This is a genomic window from Lichenibacterium dinghuense (genome assembly GCF_021730615.1).
Lineage (GTDB): Bacteria > Pseudomonadota > Alphaproteobacteria > Rhizobiales > Beijerinckiaceae > Lichenihabitans > Lichenihabitans dinghuensis.
In genome coordinates this window covers 1494940-1510567 of sequence record NZ_JAJLMN010000001.1, presented here as the reverse complement: position 1 = coordinate 1510567, position 15628 = coordinate 1494940, and the positions used below count along the sequence as shown (strand labels likewise).

Annotated in this window: 16 protein-coding genes; 6 read left to right on the top strand and 10 right to left on the bottom strand. The window is 72.3% G+C overall.

The window, feature by feature from the left end:
- Nucleotides 1-137 precede the first annotated feature (137 nt).
- Nucleotides 138-950 carry an IS5 family transposase gene (locus L7N97_RS07230; protein ID WP_237477649.1) on the top strand — a complete coding sequence of 271 codons (813 nt, stop codon included), beginning with the start codon at nucleotides 138-140 and terminating at the stop codon, nucleotides 948-950.
- Nucleotides 951-1049: 99 nt separating this feature from the next.
- Here L7N97_RS07230 and L7N97_RS07225 read toward each other — a convergent pair whose 3' ends face one another.
- The 3 genes from L7N97_RS07225 to L7N97_RS07215 all read right to left on the bottom strand — a co-directional run bounded on the left by L7N97_RS07225 (nucleotide 1050) and on the right by L7N97_RS07215 (nucleotide 2022).
- Nucleotides 1050-1367, bottom strand: coding sequence for a type II toxin-antitoxin system RelE/ParE family toxin (locus tag L7N97_RS07225; RefSeq protein WP_237477648.1), 318 nt, complete (start codon nucleotides 1365-1367; stop codon nucleotides 1050-1052).
- 87 nt (nucleotides 1368-1454) lie between these two features.
- Nucleotides 1455-1763 carry a DUF2442 domain-containing protein gene (locus L7N97_RS07220; RefSeq protein WP_237477647.1) on the bottom strand — a complete coding sequence of 103 codons (309 nt, stop codon included), beginning with the start codon at nucleotides 1761-1763 and terminating at the stop codon, nucleotides 1455-1457.
- A 19-nt stretch (nucleotides 1764-1782) separates the two neighbouring features.
- On the bottom strand, nucleotides 1783-2022 hold the full coding sequence (locus L7N97_RS07215; RefSeq protein WP_237477646.1) for a DUF4160 domain-containing protein: 240 nt from the start codon (nucleotides 2020-2022) through the stop codon (nucleotides 1783-1785).
- A 230-nt stretch (nucleotides 2023-2252) separates the two neighbouring features.
- Here L7N97_RS07215 and L7N97_RS07210 point away from each other — a divergent pair, with 230 nt between their 5' ends.
- Nucleotides 2253-2825, top strand: coding sequence for a DUF4142 domain-containing protein (locus L7N97_RS07210; RefSeq protein ID WP_237477645.1), 573 nt, complete (start codon nucleotides 2253-2255; stop codon nucleotides 2823-2825).
- Nucleotides 2826-2979: 154 nt separating this feature from the next.
- Here the strand turns inward: L7N97_RS07210 and metW are convergent, their stop codons facing one another.
- Nucleotides 2980-3624, bottom strand: coding sequence for a methionine biosynthesis protein MetW (metW, locus tag L7N97_RS07205; RefSeq protein WP_428981052.1), 645 nt, complete (start codon nucleotides 3622-3624; stop codon nucleotides 2980-2982).
- Nucleotides 3625-3635: 11 nt separating this feature from the next.
- Nucleotides 3636-4742, bottom strand: a complete 1107-nt coding sequence (metX, locus tag L7N97_RS07200; RefSeq protein WP_237482090.1) for a homoserine O-acetyltransferase MetX — start codon at nucleotides 4740-4742, stop codon at nucleotides 3636-3638.
- A 398-nt stretch (nucleotides 4743-5140) separates the two neighbouring features.
- Here metX and L7N97_RS07195 point away from each other — a divergent pair, with 398 nt between their 5' ends.
- The 3 genes from L7N97_RS07195 (at nucleotide 5141) to L7N97_RS07185 (ending at nucleotide 7639) form a co-directional block, all read left to right on the top strand.
- Nucleotides 5141-5800 carry a response regulator gene (locus tag L7N97_RS07195; RefSeq protein WP_237477644.1) on the top strand — a complete coding sequence of 220 codons (660 nt, stop codon included), beginning with the start codon at nucleotides 5141-5143 and terminating at the stop codon, nucleotides 5798-5800.
- Between the two features lie 14 nt (nucleotides 5801-5814).
- Nucleotides 5815-7161, top strand: a complete 1347-nt coding sequence (locus L7N97_RS30165) for a sensor histidine kinase (protein WP_237477643.1) — start codon at nucleotides 5815-5817, stop codon at nucleotides 7159-7161.
- Nucleotides 7162-7225: 64 nt separating this feature from the next.
- On the top strand, nucleotides 7226-7639 hold the full coding sequence (locus L7N97_RS07185; protein ID WP_237477642.1) for a DUF3830 family protein: 414 nt from the start codon (nucleotides 7226-7228) through the stop codon (nucleotides 7637-7639).
- Between the two features lie 20 nt (nucleotides 7640-7659).
- Here the strand turns inward: L7N97_RS07185 and L7N97_RS07180 are convergent, their stop codons facing one another.
- Nucleotides 7660-8349, bottom strand: a complete 690-nt coding sequence (locus L7N97_RS07180) for a GntR family transcriptional regulator (RefSeq protein ID WP_237477641.1) — start codon at nucleotides 8347-8349, stop codon at nucleotides 7660-7662.
- A gap of 186 nt (nucleotides 8350-8535) precedes the next feature.
- Between L7N97_RS07180 and L7N97_RS07175 the strand changes: the two genes are divergently transcribed.
- On the top strand, nucleotides 8536-9648 hold the full coding sequence (locus tag L7N97_RS07175; RefSeq protein ID WP_237477640.1) for an S-(hydroxymethyl)glutathione dehydrogenase/class III alcohol dehydrogenase: 1113 nt from the start codon (nucleotides 8536-8538) through the stop codon (nucleotides 9646-9648).
- Between the two features lie 262 nt (nucleotides 9649-9910).
- On the opposite strand, the gene fdxA is transcribed toward L7N97_RS07175, so the two are convergent.
- The 4 genes from fdxA to L7N97_RS07155 form a co-directional block, all read right to left on the bottom strand.
- Entirely contained in the window at nucleotides 9911-10246 is a 336-nt protein-coding gene (gene fdxA, locus L7N97_RS07170; RefSeq protein WP_237477639.1) for a ferredoxin FdxA, read from the bottom strand.
- A gap of 142 nt (nucleotides 10247-10388) precedes the next feature.
- Nucleotides 10389-10751, bottom strand: a complete 363-nt coding sequence (locus L7N97_RS07165; protein ID WP_237477638.1) for an RNA-binding S4 domain-containing protein — start codon at nucleotides 10749-10751, stop codon at nucleotides 10389-10391.
- A gap of 6 nt (nucleotides 10752-10757) precedes the next feature.
- Nucleotides 10758-14447 carry a helicase-related protein gene (locus tag L7N97_RS07160; RefSeq protein WP_237477637.1) on the bottom strand — a complete coding sequence of 1230 codons (3690 nt, stop codon included), beginning with the start codon at nucleotides 14445-14447 and terminating at the stop codon, nucleotides 10758-10760.
- A gap of 173 nt (nucleotides 14448-14620) precedes the next feature.
- On the bottom strand, nucleotides 14621-15457 hold the full coding sequence (locus tag L7N97_RS07155; RefSeq protein WP_237477636.1) for a DUF3108 domain-containing protein: 837 nt from the start codon (nucleotides 15455-15457) through the stop codon (nucleotides 14621-14623).
- Nucleotides 15458-15628 lie beyond the last annotated feature (171 nt).

The following is a 15628-nucleotide window of genomic DNA, read 5'->3' as shown; positions in this document are numbered from 1 at the left end:
AGCCGTCGATGGCCGCTTTGACGGCGGACAGGATGTCCGCCCGCAGCCTAAGTGTCCGTCCGATAAGGGCACGTGGGGTTGAGTGGCCGGGGCTGAGATGATTCCAGGAGGGTGCTGAAACCTGATCTGGAACCGCCATGTGGACCCCGGCCACCCGCGAGCAGCATAGCCGCTCCGAACTCCGCTACTCAACCGATCTGACCGACGCCGAATGGGCCGTCATCGAACCGCTGTTGCCGCCCGGCAACCCGCTCGGACGGCCCCGGCTGTGGTCGTTGCGGGAGATTGTGAACGGCATTTTCTATGTGCTGCGGGGCGGCGTTCCCTGGCGCCTGTTGCCGAAGGACCTGCCCCCGAAGAGCACGGTGTACGGCTACTTCAGCGCGTGGCGCGATGAGGGCCTGTTCGCCGGCATCAACCACCATCTCGTCATGCTGGATCGCGAGCGGGCCGGGCGAGAGGCTTCGCCCACCGCGGCCGTGCTCGACAGCCAGAGCGTGAAGACCACGGAGAGCGGCGGTCCGCGGGGCTACGACGCGGGCAAGAAGGTGAAGGGTCGCAAGCGCCAGGCCCTGGTCGACACGGACGGCCGCGCCCTGGTGCTCGACCCGCAGCCGGCCGACGTGCAGGACCGCGACGGGGCCGTGCCGGTGCTCAAGCAGTCACGCCGTTCATATCCTTTCATCGCCAAGGCCTTCGCCGACGCGGGCTACGCCGGCGACAAGCCGGACAGCGCCACGCTCATCGCCGTCGAGATCGTCCGCAAACCACCCGGGCAGGTCGGCTTCGTGGTTCACCCCCGGCGATGGGTGGTTGAGCGCTTCTTCGCCTGGATCAGCCGCAATCGACGCCTCTGGAAGGATCCGGAGGCCACAATCGCATCCGCAAAGGCCTTCCTCTACGCTGCGTCCGTCATGATGCTGCTACGTCGCATAGGTTGCGCAGCCTGACTTCCCGGACGGACTCTAAAGCTCGCCGCCTGCTCGGGAGACGGCTCCAGAGCGTCCCACGCGCTCGCGAAGACCTGCGTGCCGCGCTGTTCCATCGCGTCACCTTCCCTCGATTCCGCGCAGTCGAGCCTTCGCCAACTCGACATCGCGGCGCGACGTCCGCTGGCTCTTCTCGAACGCATGCAGCACACAGACCGCGTCAGCCAGGGTGGCCACATAGATCACCCGGAAGGCGCCCGAAGCCTTCGCGATTCCGATCTCGCGCACGCCCGATCCGATGCTCGTCATCGGCTTCCGATCGTCCGGATCGTACCCGCGCTGAACGCGGTCGAGTTGATAGCCGGCATGCCGGCGGGCCACCTCCGGAAAGGCCCGTAGATCGTCGAGAGCGCTCCCCGCGGATGCGACGGGCTTCACGGGCAGAGCATGACACTGCCGGAGCCCCAGCGAGACCCGGTGCGTGGCGAGGTTTCGCGGGCGTCGATACCGCGAGCCGCCGTCCGATCAGGCCGGCGACGACCTGCCGACCCTGTCGACCTCGTCCGAGGAGCCGGACCGTGCCTGCTCGTCCGCGATCAGCCTGAGGTGACAAGCGTCGATAGCGAGGTCGCCCTCGCCGTCGTCCCAGGTCACCATGCCGCCGTACCCGCCGACGGCCGCGCGCGCGAAGACCGCAGGGTTCGAGAGCACGTCCAGCACGGGATTCGGACGGGCGAGCCAGTCGCGGAGATCGATGCGCGATCGTCCTCCACCACGCCACGCGACGGTGAGCGTCGTCGACCCCTCGGCCGCGACGGCGTCGATTTTGGGCATGTCGTCCATCGGCAATCCCTCAGACAGGGAGGTCGGGGTTGAGGCGGTTCCACTCTGCGACGAGGGTGCTTCGATTGAGAGCGGCCCAGGCCAGGACGTCCTGGCGATGCCGACGGGGCAGCGTGCCGCGAAGCACGGCGAGGCTGACGATGTCGACCAGGGTGTCGCCATCGGGATAGAGAACGTGGAAGTGGGCGGGACGATGGTCACGGCCGAAGACCCAAATCTCCGAACGACCGAGCGTGTGGAGTTTGCCCATATGCGATCCCGCATCGCCTCGAGGACAATACCTCAGCACACGATCGATGGAAACTGCGACGCGTCGATCGTGGAGGAGCCGATGGCCACAGTCCTGCATCGCCTCCATTGGCCGGTCGGAAGCCTTCGACGGGCGAACCGGTCGCAACCTTGTCGGCCGTCGCGCCATTGCCCCCGGCATCGCTGCCCGGCGACCGGCCCGGTCCGGGCAGCCCCTTCGAGGAGAGACCCATGGAACGCCGCACCCTGCTGGCCGGCCTCGCGGCCGGCGCCGCCGGCGCCACGCTCGCGGCCGGCTCCGCGCTGGCCCAGTCGGCCGCGCCCGCCCCGACCCTGTCCGACGCCGTCAAGGCGCACATCAGGGACACGATGACGGCCGGCGCGCAGTCGCTGGCCATCAGCCGCATCGCGCAGGCCAAGCTGAGGCATCCCATGGGGCGGCAGTTCGCCGACTTCGAGGCGGCGGAGCAGGACGGCGTCGCCGACGTGCTGAAGGCTCGGATGACGCCGGGCGGAAAACCCTCCGGCACGATCACGCCGCCGACCGACGCCGAGGTCGAGGCTGACCTCGACGCCGACGGCCGGGCCGCGGCGGCGAAGTTTCGCGACATGGCGGCCGGGCCGGAGTTCGAGAAGGCCTACGTCCAGGCCGAGGTCGAGGGGCACAAGAAGCTGCTCGACATCCAGGACGCCTACCTGAAGGTGGCCGACGACGAGACCGAGACCGACATCGCCAAACTCATCAAGGGCCGCGTCCAGGAGCACCTCGTGATCCTGGGCGACATCCAGAAGCACCTGGGGTGAGGTGATCGCGGCATCGACCGCCGGCCGGCGTTTCGATGCCGTCGTCCCGGGCGGAGCGCAGCGGAGACCCGGGATCCAGCCGGTCCGACCGGGTCCGACCTGCCCGAGGCGGCGCCCGGCCGTGTCGGTCCGCCCGCGGGAGGAGGACGGACGCCTACCGCCGCAGCAGGAACACCGCCTGCTCGCCGAACAGGTTCCAGCGCGCCGGCGCGCCGTCCCTCATCACGCGGCCGCGCCGGTCGAGCACGAGGCCGCGCTCGATCGTGGCGCCGACCTCGCCCGCGAGGTCGAGGAAGTCGCGCACCGTGCAGAAGTGGATGTTGGGCGTCTCGTGCCAGGACACCGGCAGCGTCGCGGTCACGGGCATGCGGCCGCGGAAGCCGAGCGCCAGCCTCACCCGCCAGTGCCCGAAGTTCGGGAAGGACACGATGGCGCGCCGCCCGATGCGCAGCATCTGCTCCAGCACAACCTTCGGCCGGTGCGTCGCCTGCAGGGTCTGCGACAGGATCACGTAGTCGAAGGCGTCGTCGGGGTAGGTGGCGAGGTCGGTGTCGGCGTCGCCCTGGATCACGGACAGGCCGCGCGCGACGCACAGGTTGACGCCGCTCTGGGACAGTTCGAGCCCCCGCGCGTCCACCCCGCGGGTGTCCTCCAGCAGGCTGAGCAGCGCGCCGTCGCCGCAGCCGAGGTCGAGCACGCGGGAGCCGTGTTCCACCATCTCGGCCACGAGCCGCAGGTCGTTGCGCGCGTCCTCGCGCCGGGTCGGGCGGCGCTCGGCCGTGGGGTCGAGGCCTGTCAGGCGCGCGGGCGTCACGCGAGGCCCCGCGCGCGGGCCGCCGCGGCGATGAAGCCCCGCGACGTGGTGATGAGGTCCGGCACGTCGAGCAGGAAGGCGTCGTGGCCCTTGTCGGTCTCGATCTCGACGAAGCTCACAGAGGCGCCGCCCGCGTTCAGCGCGTGGACGACGGCGCGCGACTCCGCGGTCGGGAACAGCCAGTCGGAGGTGAAGGAGGCGACGCAGAACCGCGTCCGCGTGCCCCGGAACGCGTCCGCGAGCCGCCCGCCGTGGTCCTCGGCGAGGTCGAAATAGTCCATCGCGCGGGTCATGTAGAGGTAGGAGTTGGCGTCGAAGCGCTCCACGAAGCTGCGCCCCTGGTAGCGCAGGTAGCTTTCCACCTGGAAGTCGGCGTCGAAGGTGAAGGTGGGCGCCGCGCGGTCCTGCAGGCGGCGGCCGAACTTGGCGTGGAGCGCCTGGTCGGACAGATAGGTGACGTGGGCCGCCATGCGGGCGACGCCGAGGCCCTTCTCGGGCCGCGTGCCGGCGTCGAGGTAGCGCCCGCCCCGCCAATCGGGATCGGCCATCACGGCCTGCCGGCCGACCTCGTGGAAGGCGATGTTCTGCGACGAATGCCGCGCCGCCGTGGCGATCGGCATGGCGGCGAACACCCGCTCCGGGTAGGCCGACGCCCATTGCAGCACCTGCATGCCACCCATCGAGCCGCCGATGGCGCAGAACAGCGTGTCGATGCCGAGCGCGTCGACCAGCATGGCCTGCGCCCGCACCATGTCCGGGATGGTGATGACCGGCAGGTCGAGCCCGTAGACGCGGCCCGTCGCAGGGTCGGTCGAGGCCGGCCCCGTGGTGCCCATGCAGCCGCCGACCACGTTGGAGCAGATCACGAAGAAGCGGTCCGTGTCGATCGGCCGGCCCGGCCCCACCATGGCGCCCCACCAGCCGGGCTTGCCGGTGACGGGGTTGACGTTGGCCACGTGCTGGTCGCCGGTGAGCGCGTGGCACACCAGCACGGCGTTGCTCTTCGCGGCGTTCAGCGTCCCGTAGGTCTGGTAGGCGACGGTCAGCGGCGCCACCGCGGCGCCGGAGTCGAGCCGCAGCGGCCGGTCCGCCGGGAAGGTCATGACGAGGCTGGTGGGCGTCTCCGCTTCGCGGTGGGGCAGGGGTCTGGCTGCGCTGGTCGCCACGAAGTCGTCCCGGTCGCGTTCGGTCTGCCGAACGTTGTGTCCGCTTTGTAGGATTTCACCCGCGCGTCCGTCAAGCGCGCGGGAGGCGGTCCGCCTCGGCGCCGGGCCCTCGCGCCACAGCGACTAGGCGGCCCCGACCCGGCGCTCGACCGCGGTCCGACCGTTCCGCGCGAAACAGTCGAACACGGCCGCCGCCGCCGCCTTCGCGCCCGCCATCGGCCCGACGCTGGGCGCCCGCCCTCGAAGCGCGTCGACGACGGAGCGCGGCCGCCCTTGACGCGCTCGCCCCCGAGGCGCTTCAACGATGCGTCCTCAACGCCAGCCGGACCGATCCCATGCGGGTGCTCCTCATCGAAGACGACCTGATGATCGGCAAGAGCCTGAAGCAGGCCCTGCAGAACGAGAGCATGGTGGTCGACTGGACGCGCAGCGGCGTCGAGGGCGAGGAGGCGCTGACCACCAACGACTATTCCGCCGTGCTGCTCGACCTCAACCTGCCCGACAAGAACGGCGTCGACGTGCTGCGCTCGACCCGCCAGGCCGGCAACAAGGCGCCGATCCTCGTCATCACGGCGCGCGACGACATCGACGACCGCATCTCCGGCCTCGACCTCGGCGCCGACGACTACATGGTCAAGCCGTTCGACATGCGCGAGCTGGTGGCCCGCATGCGGGCCGTGCTGCGCCGCCGGTCCGGCATCGCCCGCTCCATGCTGCAGACCGGCGCCATGACGCTGGACCTCGCCACCCACGAGCTGACCTACAAGGAGCAGAGCCGCGTGCTGTCGGCGCGGGAGTTCGCCCTGATGCGGGCACTGCTGGAGCGGCCCGGCATCATCCTGTCGCGTGCCCAGCTCGAGGAGCGGCTCTACGGCTGGGGCGAGGAGGTCGAGAGCAACGCTCTCGACGTGCTGATCCACTCGCTGCGCAAGCGGTTCGACAAGGACATCATCCACAACGTGCGCGGCGCCGGCTGGATGGTGCTGCGCGCCTGAGGACCGGCGTTCGCGTGGCGGCCGAGAACCCGTGGAGCCTGTTCGGGCGCATGTCGGTGCGCCGCCGGGCGCTGACCTGGATGACGCTGGGCCTGACCGTGATCGGCCTCACGGCCGCCGCCATCGCCTACGCGATCGACATCTCCGACGCGGACCGGCTGCTCGATGAGGAACTGCGCCTCATCGCCTTCTATTCCGGGCCCAACCTGTCCGTCCGCTCGACCCGCGCGCAGGTCTACGGCGAGAACCGCGACGTCCTGATCCAGGTGCGCGACGCGGCGGGCGCGCTCGTCTACACCTCGGATCCCGCCCTGGTGATCCCGGCCCCGCCCGCTCCGGGCTTCGGCGACGCGCGGGTCGGCGGCGAGCGCTGGCGCAGCTACATCGAGGCCAGCGGCGCCAGCACCGTGCAGGTGTCGCAGCGCGCCAGCCCGCGCCAGCGCCTGGCCCGCACGGCGGCGCTGGAGGCCTCGCTGCCGATCCTGGTCACCATCCCGCTCGGCTGGCTGTTGATCGGCTGGGGGCTCGGGCAGATGCTGAACAGCCTGGCGCGGCTCGCCGGCGCCATCGCGGCGCGCGGCGTCGAGAGCCGGACGGCGATCGACCTCGTCGGCGTGCCGGACGAGTTCTCGACCCTGGTCGAGGCCATGAACGCCCTGATCGGCCGCTGGCGCCTCAGCCTCGACCAGCAGAAGCAGTTCCTGTCCGACGCCGCCCACGAGCTGCGCACCCCGCTCACCGCGCTGCGCCTGCAGATCGACCTCCTCAAGGCCGACCGAGCCGAGCTCGACGCGGCGCTGCCGGAGCTGGCGCGCGGTGCGGGCCGGGCCTCGGCGCTGGTCGACCAGCTGCTGCGCATGGCCCGCTACGAGTCGGGCGACCGGCCGGGCGAGGAGCGCGAGATCGACATGGCCGCGCTGGTCGTCGAATGCATGGCCGACTTCGTGACGCTGGCGGAGAGCAAGGAGATCGACCTCGGCCTCGTCTGCTCCGAGCCGGCGCGCCTCGGCGGGGTCGAGCGCGACGTCCACCTCCTGGTGTCCAACCTGATCGAGAACGCCGTGCGCTACACGCCGCCCGGCGGCGTGGTGGACGTGGGGGTGCGGATCGACGGGGACCGGGTCATCGTCGAGGTGGCCGACACGGGCTGCGGCATCCCCGAGGAGCTGCTGCCGCGCGTGTTCGACCGCTTCTTCCGGGCGCCGGGCCTAGTGCCGGAGGGGACGGGGCTCGGCCTCGCCATCTGCCGCGCCATCGCGCGCCGCCACGGGCTGGCGCTGACCCTGCGCAACCGGGCCAGCGGGGGCCTGGTCGCGACCGTGTCGGGGCCGGCGGTGGCCCGGTCCACCGTGCCGGCTTGATCGGTGGCGTGATCCGTGCACGCTCGCGCCCGCCGGCGCGGGGCCGGCGGGAAGTTTGCGACACATGACCGAGCTCAAGATCACGGCCGGCCCCTTCACGTTCGGGGCGAGGCTCGAGGAGGCGCTGGCGCCGAAGACCTGCGCGTCCTTCCTGTCGCGGCTGCCCTTCGAGAGCCAGGTCGTCCACGTGCGCTGGAGCGGCGAAGGCGTGTGGATCCCGCTCGGCGACATGGATTTCGCGGTCGGCTACGAGAACCACACGAGCTATCCCGCGCCGGGGCAGATCATCCTGTATCCGGGCGGCATCAGCGAGACCGAGATCCTGCTGGCCTACGGCGGCGTCCACTTCGCCTGCAAGATGGGCCAGCTCGCCGGCAACCACTTCATCACGATCACGTCGGGCACGGAGAACCTGGCGGCGCTGGGCAAGATGGCGCTCTGGCAGGGCGCGCAGAAGATCGTCTTCTCGCGCGCCTGACCGGTCCCGCGCCGCGCCGCTCAGCCCTTGGCGGCGCGGGGGCGGCGCGGCCTCGCCGCCTCGGCGGTCTCGCCGCGGTCGATCTCGTCCACGGAATGGCGGACCTCGCCGAGGTGGGTCCGCATCTCGGCCTCGGCCGCCGCCGCGTCGCCGCGCTCGATGGCGGCGACGATGCGCTCGTGCTCCTCGAAGCTGTGCGCCATGCGGCCGGGGCCCTCGATCTGCACGCGCCGGAACGGCGACAGGCGCAGGCGCACCTGGCGCGTGACCTCCGCCAGGAACGCGTTGCGCGACGCGTCGTAGAGCAGGTCGTGGAACTCGTCGTTCGAGGCCGCGTAGTCGGCCGGCCGGTCGCCCGACACCAGCGCCGCGGAGGCGTCGTGCTGCGCCCGCAGGCTCGCGCGGTCCTCCGGCGTCATGGCGGCGGCGGCGAGCCGGGCGCAGAGCGCTTCCAGCTCGCGCATCACCGTGAACATGTCGTCGAGGCGCTCGGGCGACACGTCGCAGACCACGGCGCCGCGGTGCGGCCGCGCTTCGACGAGGCCGGTCATCTCCAGCTGGCGGATCGCCTCGCGGATGGGCGTGCGCGACACCGCGAACTCGCGCGCCAGCACCGTCTCGTCGAGCGACGTGCCGGGGGCCCGCCGCCCGTGCACGATGTCGTCCGCGATCGCTTTCTGGATCTCGAAGGCCTTGGTGATCTTGGTCATGGTCCAGGTCGCGATTCGCCCGCGGCGGCTCCACGGGCGCTACGGGTGTAGAGCGCCGGCGCCCCTGCCGCAATGCAACCCCGGCGCGCCCCGCCCGCCGCGGGGGCGCGCGGCCGGTCCGCATAGCCAAGCGCGCGGGCTGCCTCTATTGTCCCGCCAGATCCATCGAACTCCGCCGGGACCGCCATGAAGACACGCGCCGCCGTCGCCTGGGCCGCCAACAAGCCGCTGACGATCGAGACCATCGAGATCGGCGGCCCCAAGGCCGGCGAGGTGCTGGTCGAGAACATGGCGACGGGCATCTGCCACACGGACGCCTACACGCTGTCGGGCCTCGACTCGGAGGGCAAGTTCCCGGCCGTGCTCGGCCACGAGGGCGCCGGCGTCGTGCGCGAGGTCGGCGCCGGGGTGACGAGCGTCAAGGTCGGCGACCACGTGATCCCGCTCTACACGCCCGAATGCCGGCAGTGCAAAAGCTGCCTCAGCCAGCGCACCAACCTGTGCACCGCCATCCGCGCGACGCAGGGCCAGGGCGTGATGCCGGACGGCACCAGCCGCTTCTCCTGCGACGGGGGCGAGATCTTCCACTACATGGGCTGCTCGACCTTCTCGAACTTCACCGTGCTGCCCGAGATCGCGCTCGCCAAGGTCCGCGAGGACGCGCCCTTCGACAAGATCTGCTACATCGGCTGCGGCGTCACGACGGGCCTCGGCGCGGTGGTCTACACCGCCAAGGTGTGGCCGGGCGCCAACGTGGTGGTGTTCGGCCTCGGCGGCATCGGCCTCAACGTGATCCAGGGCGCCCGCATGGTGGGCGCGAACCGGATCATCGGCGTCGACCTCAACCCCGCCAAGGCCGAGATGGCGCGGAAGTTCGGCATGACCGACTTTATCAATCCCGACGAGGTCGGGCGCGACAAGGTCGTGCAGGCGATCGTCGACGTCACGGGCGGCGGCGCCGACTTCTCCTTCGAATGCGTCGGCAACATCCACACGATGCGCCAGGCGCTGGAATGCTGCCACCGCGGCTGGGGCGAGTCGATCATCATCGGCGTGGCGCCCTCCGGCCAGGAGATCTCCACCCGGCCGTTCCAGCTGGTGACGGGCCGCGTGTGGCGCGGCTCGGCCTTCGGCGGCGCCCGCGGCCGCACCGACGTGCCGCGCATCGTCGACTGGTACATGGACGGCAAGATCAACATCGACGACCTGATCACCCACACCATGCCGCTGGAGAAGATCAACGACGCCTTCGACCTGATGCACGAGGGCAAGTCGATCAGGAGCGTCGTGCAGTTCTGACGGGACGGCGCTGTCTTCCCGGGCGGAGCGCAGCGTCGACCCGGGGATCCGGTCGGTCCGACGGGATGCGACCCGCGCAGGTCGTGCCTGGACGCACCGCTGGATCCCGGCTCGAGGCCGGGGTGACAGGGGAGAGGACGAGGCCAAGTCAGCGACGCCATCGCGCCATCCCGACGGGAGCGGCGCCCGTGACCCGAAAACGAAGAGGCTCCCGACGGGCGGACCGTCGGGAGCCTCTTCGCGTCGGCGATGGCGGGTAGATTCAGTCGCCGGAGCCGGCCACGGGGGAGAACAGCTCGGCCTTGCCGGGCTTGCCGTCCCATTCCTTGCCGTCGGCGGGCGGCTCCTTCTTCACGGAGATGTTGGGCCAGGACTTGGCGTATTCGGCGTTGAGGCCGAGCCACTTCTCCAGGCCCGATTCGGTGTCGGGCTTGATCGCCTCGGCGGGGCACTCGGGTTCGCACACGCCGCAGTCGATGCATTCGTCGGGGTGGATCACGAGCATGTTGTCACCCTCGTAGAAGCAATCCACGGGGCACACCTCGACACAATCCATGTACTTGCACTTGATGCAGTTCTCGACGACGACGTAGGTCATGTCCTGTCCTTTGCGCGCTCTTCGCAGCCGCGGGCGCGATGTGGTGGCGCGGCGGGGGCCCTCGGGCTCACCAGGGGCCCGTGCTAGCCAGTTTGACCCGCGCGTGCAAGCGCGCGGCCCGGTCGACGATGCCGCGCCGGGCTCAGTCGTCCGCCTCCTCGCCCTCCGCCGCGTCCTCGGGGCCGGGCGACCCGGCCGCGCGGGGCGGGCGCGGCGCCAGGTCCTCGTAGAGGGTCTGCGCTTCCGGGGCGGGGCCGCGCCGCTCGCCGCCCGCCAGCACCTTCAGCACGCGGACGTGGCGCTCCAGCGCCACCGTGACGACGTCGCCGGGCTTGACGGACTTCGACGCGGTCTCGACCCGCACCGAATTGATCCGCACATGCCCTTCCGTCACCAGCCGGGCCGCCAGGGAGCGGGTCTTCACCACGCGCGTGAACCAGAGCCACTTGTCGAGGCGCTGGCGCGCGGGCTCCGAACCCGCCGGGGGAGGGGCGGTGCCGGGCAAGCGGGGTCAGGATTCCTTCTTGCCGCGCTCCATCTCGACCTTGAGCGCCATCAGCTTGGCGAAGGGCGAGTTGGGGTCGGGCTGGCGGTCGCGCGGCGCCGGGCGGGGCGCCTCGGTGGAGAAGTTCTGCGGGCCGCGGTCCTCGCGCCGCCCGTCGCGGCGCGGACCCCCGCGGTCCCCACCCCGGTCGCCGCCGCGCCCGTCGAAGCGGGGCTTGCCGGCGCCGTTGCGGGGCGGCGCGTTGAAGTCGCGCGCCGGGCGGGCGGCCCGCGCCTCCGCGGGCGCGCCGTCCGCCGCAGCCTGGGGGGCGGCGCCGTCGGCGGCGTGCTGCGGGCGGCGGTCGAAGCGGCGGTCGCCGCCGGGCCCGCGGTTGTCGGGCCGCGGCCGGCCGAAGCGCCGGTCGTCGCGGCGCTCGCCGCCTGCCGTCTGGCCGTCCGCGGCCTGGCCCCCGGCCGCCGCGGCGCCCTCGCCGGCCGGCCGGGCCGGGCCGCGGCGGTGGTCGGGGCGGCCGCCGTCGCGGCGCGGGCCGCGCCCCTCGGGGCGGCGCTGCGAATGGTGGTTGGTGCGGTGCGGGCGCCAAACCTCGATCAGCACCGGCTCGGCCGGCGCGGCGGGAACGTCGGGTGCGGCCTCGGCGACAGCCTCGTCGCCGACGCCGGCCTCAGCCGCGATGGCGTCCGGGGCGGATTCGGTGGTGGCCTCGCCCGTAGCCTCGGTGGTGGAGGGCGCGGCCTCGGCAGCCGGAGCCAGCTCGGGTTCCGCGACCGCCTCGGGGGAGGCCGCCTCCTCCGAAGCCGGAGCCTCGGCCGGAGCCGGTTCGGCGGGATGCTCCTCGGCGTCCGACACCGTGACGGCGTCGGGCTCGGCCGGCACCTCGGCGGAACGGGACAGGCCGGTGCCCTCGATCAGCGCGCCGTCGTCGACCGGGATCTCGGCGCGGCCCTCCTCGGCCTCGACCGGCGCGGCCTCGGCGTCGGGCGGCAGACCCTCGACGGGCTCGCCCGCGGCGGCCTGCTGGTCGGCGGCCGCCTGATCCGCGTCGGCCTGCTGGTCGGCGGCCGCCTGATCCGCGTCGGCCTGCCCCGCGGTCGGGGCGGGCTCGACCTCGACGGCGGGTTCGGCGGCGGCCGGGGTCGGCGCCAGCGGCACGACGGGCGACACCGGCGCGGCGGGCAGCAGCGGCACCGTGATGGCGGGGCCGGGGCGGCGGTCGAGCACGTAGCCGAGCGCCTTGAGGATCGACGCGAAGTCCTCGCCCGAGCAGCCGGCCAGCGAGGTCATCTGCACGGTGGTGACGAAGCCGTCCGCGTCGGCGGTGCCGGGCGGCGGCGCGCCGGGCGTGGTGCCGGGGCGGTACGCGATGGCGGGGCGGATCAGGTCGGCCAGCCGCTCCAGGATGTCGACCCGCACCGCGCGGGCGCCGCAGACGCGGAAGCCGGCGGCGCGGTAGAGGCCCTTCGGCACCTCGGGGTCGGCCACGAAGGAGGTGCGGCCGGAGGCTGCGAGGTGCGGCACCTCGTCGAGCCCCTTGGCGGTCTCGACGCCGCCGTGGCGCAGTGCCCAGAGCTGGGCCGCCAGCGCGCGCGGCGCCGGCTTCACCAGCGCGGGCAGGTAGATGTGGTAGGCGCCGAAGCGCAGGCCGAGCTTGCGCAGCGTGCCGCGCGCCGTCTGGTCGAGGCCCTTCATCTCCTCGGCGACGCGCGAGCGCTCCAGCACGCCGAGCGCTTCGGCGACCTGGAACGCGATGCCGCGCACGATGCCGTCGAGGCCCTCGCCGGCTTCGAGCTCGAACAGCACGCCGAGGTGCTTCTTGACGTGCTGGGCCAGCCACAGATCGAGCCGGCGCTGCACCGTGTCGAGCGCCGGGCCTGTGAGGTATTCGTCGGCCACGATGCGGGCGCGGGGGGCCAGGAGCTTGTCGCCGGCCGCGAGCTTGGCCACGGGGTCGCCGAGCCAGCGGATGGTGCCGTCGTTGGCGAGCGCGAAACTGTCGTCCACGGCGGCCGAGAAGCGGTCGGCGCGGGCCTCGATCTCGCCGCCGAGGGCCTTCAGGGCGGCGGCGTTGAGTGCGCGGGCGGCCTCGCCGGCGGCCTGCGGGTCGGGCGTGAACCGGAACCCGTGCAGCTGGCCGACGTGCTGGCCTTCCACCATCACGTCGCCGCCGGCCGTGATCTCCGCTTCCAACATCGCGTTCTCTCTCAGGCGCCGCATCAACACGCTCGTCCGCCGGTCGACGAAGCGCTGGGCCAGTCTCTCGTGCAGGGCATCGGACAGCCGATCCTCTATCTGACGCGTGACGCCCTGCCAATGCTCGGGATCGCCGAGCCAGTCCGGCCGGTTGGCGATGTAGGTGAGGGTGCGGACCTGGGCGATGCGCGCCGACAGGGCGTCGATGTCGCCCTCGGTGCGGTCGTAGAGCGACGCCTGCGCGCCGAACCAGACGTCCGGGATGCGGCCGGCCCGCACAACGTAGCCGTAGAGCGCGAGCACGAACTCGGCGTGGGCCGCGGGCGACACCTTGCGGTAGTCCGGCACCTGGCAGGTCTCCCACAGGCGCTGGACGTCGGCCCGCGTCTTGGCGACGCGGCGCACGGTCTCGTCGCGCGCCGCGATGTCGAGCACCAGCACGTCCTCGGCCAGCGGCGCGCGGGTCAGGCCCTGCTCGTTCGGGAAGATCTCCAGCGAGGCCTGCAGGCTCCCGACCGACGAGAAGTCGAGGTCCGAGTTGCGCCACTGCAGCGTGGTCACGGGGTCGAAGCGGTGCTCCTCCAGGGCCTGGACCAGCTCCTCCTCGAAGCCCGGGCAGCGGCCCGTGGTGCCGAAGGTGCCGTCCTTGACGTGGCGGCCGGCACGGCCGGCGATCTGGCCGATCTCGGCCGCGTTGAGGCGCCGGTACTGCCAGCCGTCGAACTTGCGCTCGCCCGCGAAGGCGACGTGGTCGACGTCGAGGTTGAGGCCCATGCCGATGGCGTCGGTGGCGACGAGGTAGTCGACGTCGCCGTTCTGGTACATCGCCACCTGGGCGTTGCGGGTGCGGGGCGACAGGGCCCCCAGCACCACGGCGGCGCCGCCGCGCTGGCGGCGGATGAGCTCCGCGATGGCGTAGACCTCGTCGGCCGAGAAGGCCACGATGGCGGTGCGGTGGGGCAGGCGCGACAGCTTCTTCTCGCCCGCGAAGGTGAGGTTCGACAGGCGCGGCCGCTCGACGATCGTGACGCCGGGCAGCAGCTTCTCGATCATGCGCCGCATCGTGCCGGCGCCGAGCACCAACGTCTCGGCGAGGCCGCGCCTGTGCAGCAGCCGGTCGGTGAAGACGTGGCCGCGGTCGAAGTCCTGGCAGAGCTGGATCTCGTCGATGGCGACGAAGGACGCGTCGAGGTCGCGCGGCATGGCCTCGACGGTGCAGATCCAGTAGCGCGGGTGGCGCGGCTTGATCTTCTCCTCGCCGGTGATCAGCGCGACGTGCTCGGCCCCCACCTTCTCGACGACGCGGCCGTAGACCTCGCGGGCGAGCAGGCGCAGCGGCAGGCCGATGATGCCCGACGGGTGCGCCAGCATGCGCTCGATGGCGAAGTGGGTCTTGCCGGTGTTGGTGGGGCCGAGGACGGCCGTGACGGTGCGGGCCCGGACCTGGTCGCGGACGCCCCGCAGGGCTCCGGCGAGGGCGCCCGGCGCGTGGCGGTTCTGGTGATCCATCGGCGGTGGACGGGCCTCGACGATCGATGAACTGAGACCGATCAGCCCCGGCCCTGAGGTCGGGACCCGCTCCGCAGGCGCGGCCCGGAGGGGCCGGCACCCCCTATGTCAGCCGGCGCGCCGCGTAATTCAAGGCGCCGCGGGCGCGCGGGGATGAGCGGGGGAGACCTTCCTCAGTGCGCCGCCGCGGCCTTGGCGGGGGCGCCGACCGCGGCCTCGGTGGCGTCGATCGTGACCATGCCGATCATGCTCATCACCGCGAGGTGGTGGGGGTACACGAAGCGCGTGGTGCCGACCGGCGCCAGCCACACCTCCATGTCCTTGTTGTCGATCATGAACTTGTTGACCGGCCGGTCGGGCCGGTAGCCCGAGATCGGCCGGTAGCGCGCGCCGCAGACCGCGACCGGGCCCGTGTAGGCGGGCGTCGCCACCTGCTGCACGCGCTTGAAGCTCAGGTTGATATCGAAGCGCACGCCGCCGTCGAACAGCGGCAGGGTGCGGTCGCAGGCCGCCGGCCCGAGCAGCTCGCCGGTGCCCGGCACCGGCATGATGAAGGAGCTCATCGGGTCGATGATGCCGCGCTTGTCGGCGGGCGTGATCGGGATGCGGTCCGGCGTCTGCGTGTAGGCCGGGTTGATCTCGACCTGGGTGGCCGCGTTCTTGTCCTCGGACATGCGGATGGTGAGCAGGTAGTGCGGCGTCCCGGCCGTGGCGGCGAAGCCCGACGGCACCACGCGGCCGTCGTGGAGGTTGCCGGTCGCGGTCACGGCGCCCTTGGTGTCGACCAGCACGCCCGCGATGCCGGTGAGCTTGCCGGTGCCCGACAGCTTGTAGTCCTTCGCGCCCACCGTGCCGTCCACCGTGGCGGTCCCGATGGGCAGGCCGATCAGGGCCACGCCGTATTTCAGGTGGATCGGCGTGGGCTCCGCCACCGGGGCCGGAGCGGGGGCCGCCGCGGCCGGCAGCGCCAGGAGGGCCGAGGCTGCGAGGGCCTGGAGGGGACGTTTCATCGGAGGGGCATCTCGGGGACCGCGAAGGGCGCATCGGGCGCCGCCGACAGGGTTAACGGACCTACCTTGCGCCAGCAAAGCGGCTTCTTTCGGTCGGGGCGGCGTCGCGTCGGTCACGGAGGTCCTGCCGCGGGACCTCTGCGGGGCGCCGCCCCGCACCCCGCGAAGGGC

Bases quoted from the DNA above. Each gene is read 5' to 3' on its own strand.
- L7N97_RS07230 (WP_237477649.1), top strand. From the start codon at position 138: ATGTGGACCCCGGCCACCCGCGAGCAGCATAGCCGCTCCGAACTCCGC.
- L7N97_RS07220 (WP_237477647.1), bottom strand. From the start codon at position 1,763: ATGCCCAAAATCGACGCCGTCGCGGCCGAGGGGTCGACGACGCTCACC.
- L7N97_RS07215 (WP_237477646.1), bottom strand. From the start codon at position 2,022: ATGGGCAAACTCCACACGCTCGGTCGTTCGGAGATTTGGGTCTTCGGC.
- L7N97_RS07210 (WP_237477645.1), top strand. From the start codon at position 2,253: ATGGAACGCCGCACCCTGCTGGCCGGCCTCGCGGCCGGCGCCGCCGGC.
- metX (WP_237482090.1), bottom strand. From the start codon at position 4,742: ATGACCTTCCCGGCGGACCGGCCGCTGCGGCTCGACTCCGGCGCCGCG.
- L7N97_RS07195 (WP_237477644.1), top strand. From the start codon at position 5,141: ATGCGGGTGCTCCTCATCGAAGACGACCTGATGATCGGCAAGAGCCTG.
- L7N97_RS07185 (WP_237477642.1), top strand. From the start codon at position 7,226: ATGACCGAGCTCAAGATCACGGCCGGCCCCTTCACGTTCGGGGCGAGG.
- L7N97_RS07180 (WP_237477641.1), bottom strand. From the start codon at position 8,349: ATGACCAAGATCACCAAGGCCTTCGAGATCCAGAAAGCGATCGCGGAC.
- L7N97_RS07175 (WP_237477640.1), top strand. From the start codon at position 8,536: ATGAAGACACGCGCCGCCGTCGCCTGGGCCGCCAACAAGCCGCTGACG.
- fdxA (WP_237477639.1), bottom strand. From the start codon at position 10,246: ATGACCTACGTCGTCGTCGAGAACTGCATCAAGTGCAAGTACATGGAT.
- L7N97_RS07160 (WP_237477637.1), bottom strand. From the start codon at position 14,447: ATGGATCACCAGAACCGCCACGCGCCGGGCGCCCTCGCCGGAGCCCTG.
- L7N97_RS07155 (WP_237477636.1), bottom strand. From the start codon at position 15,457: ATGAAACGTCCCCTCCAGGCCCTCGCAGCCTCGGCCCTCCTGGCGCTG.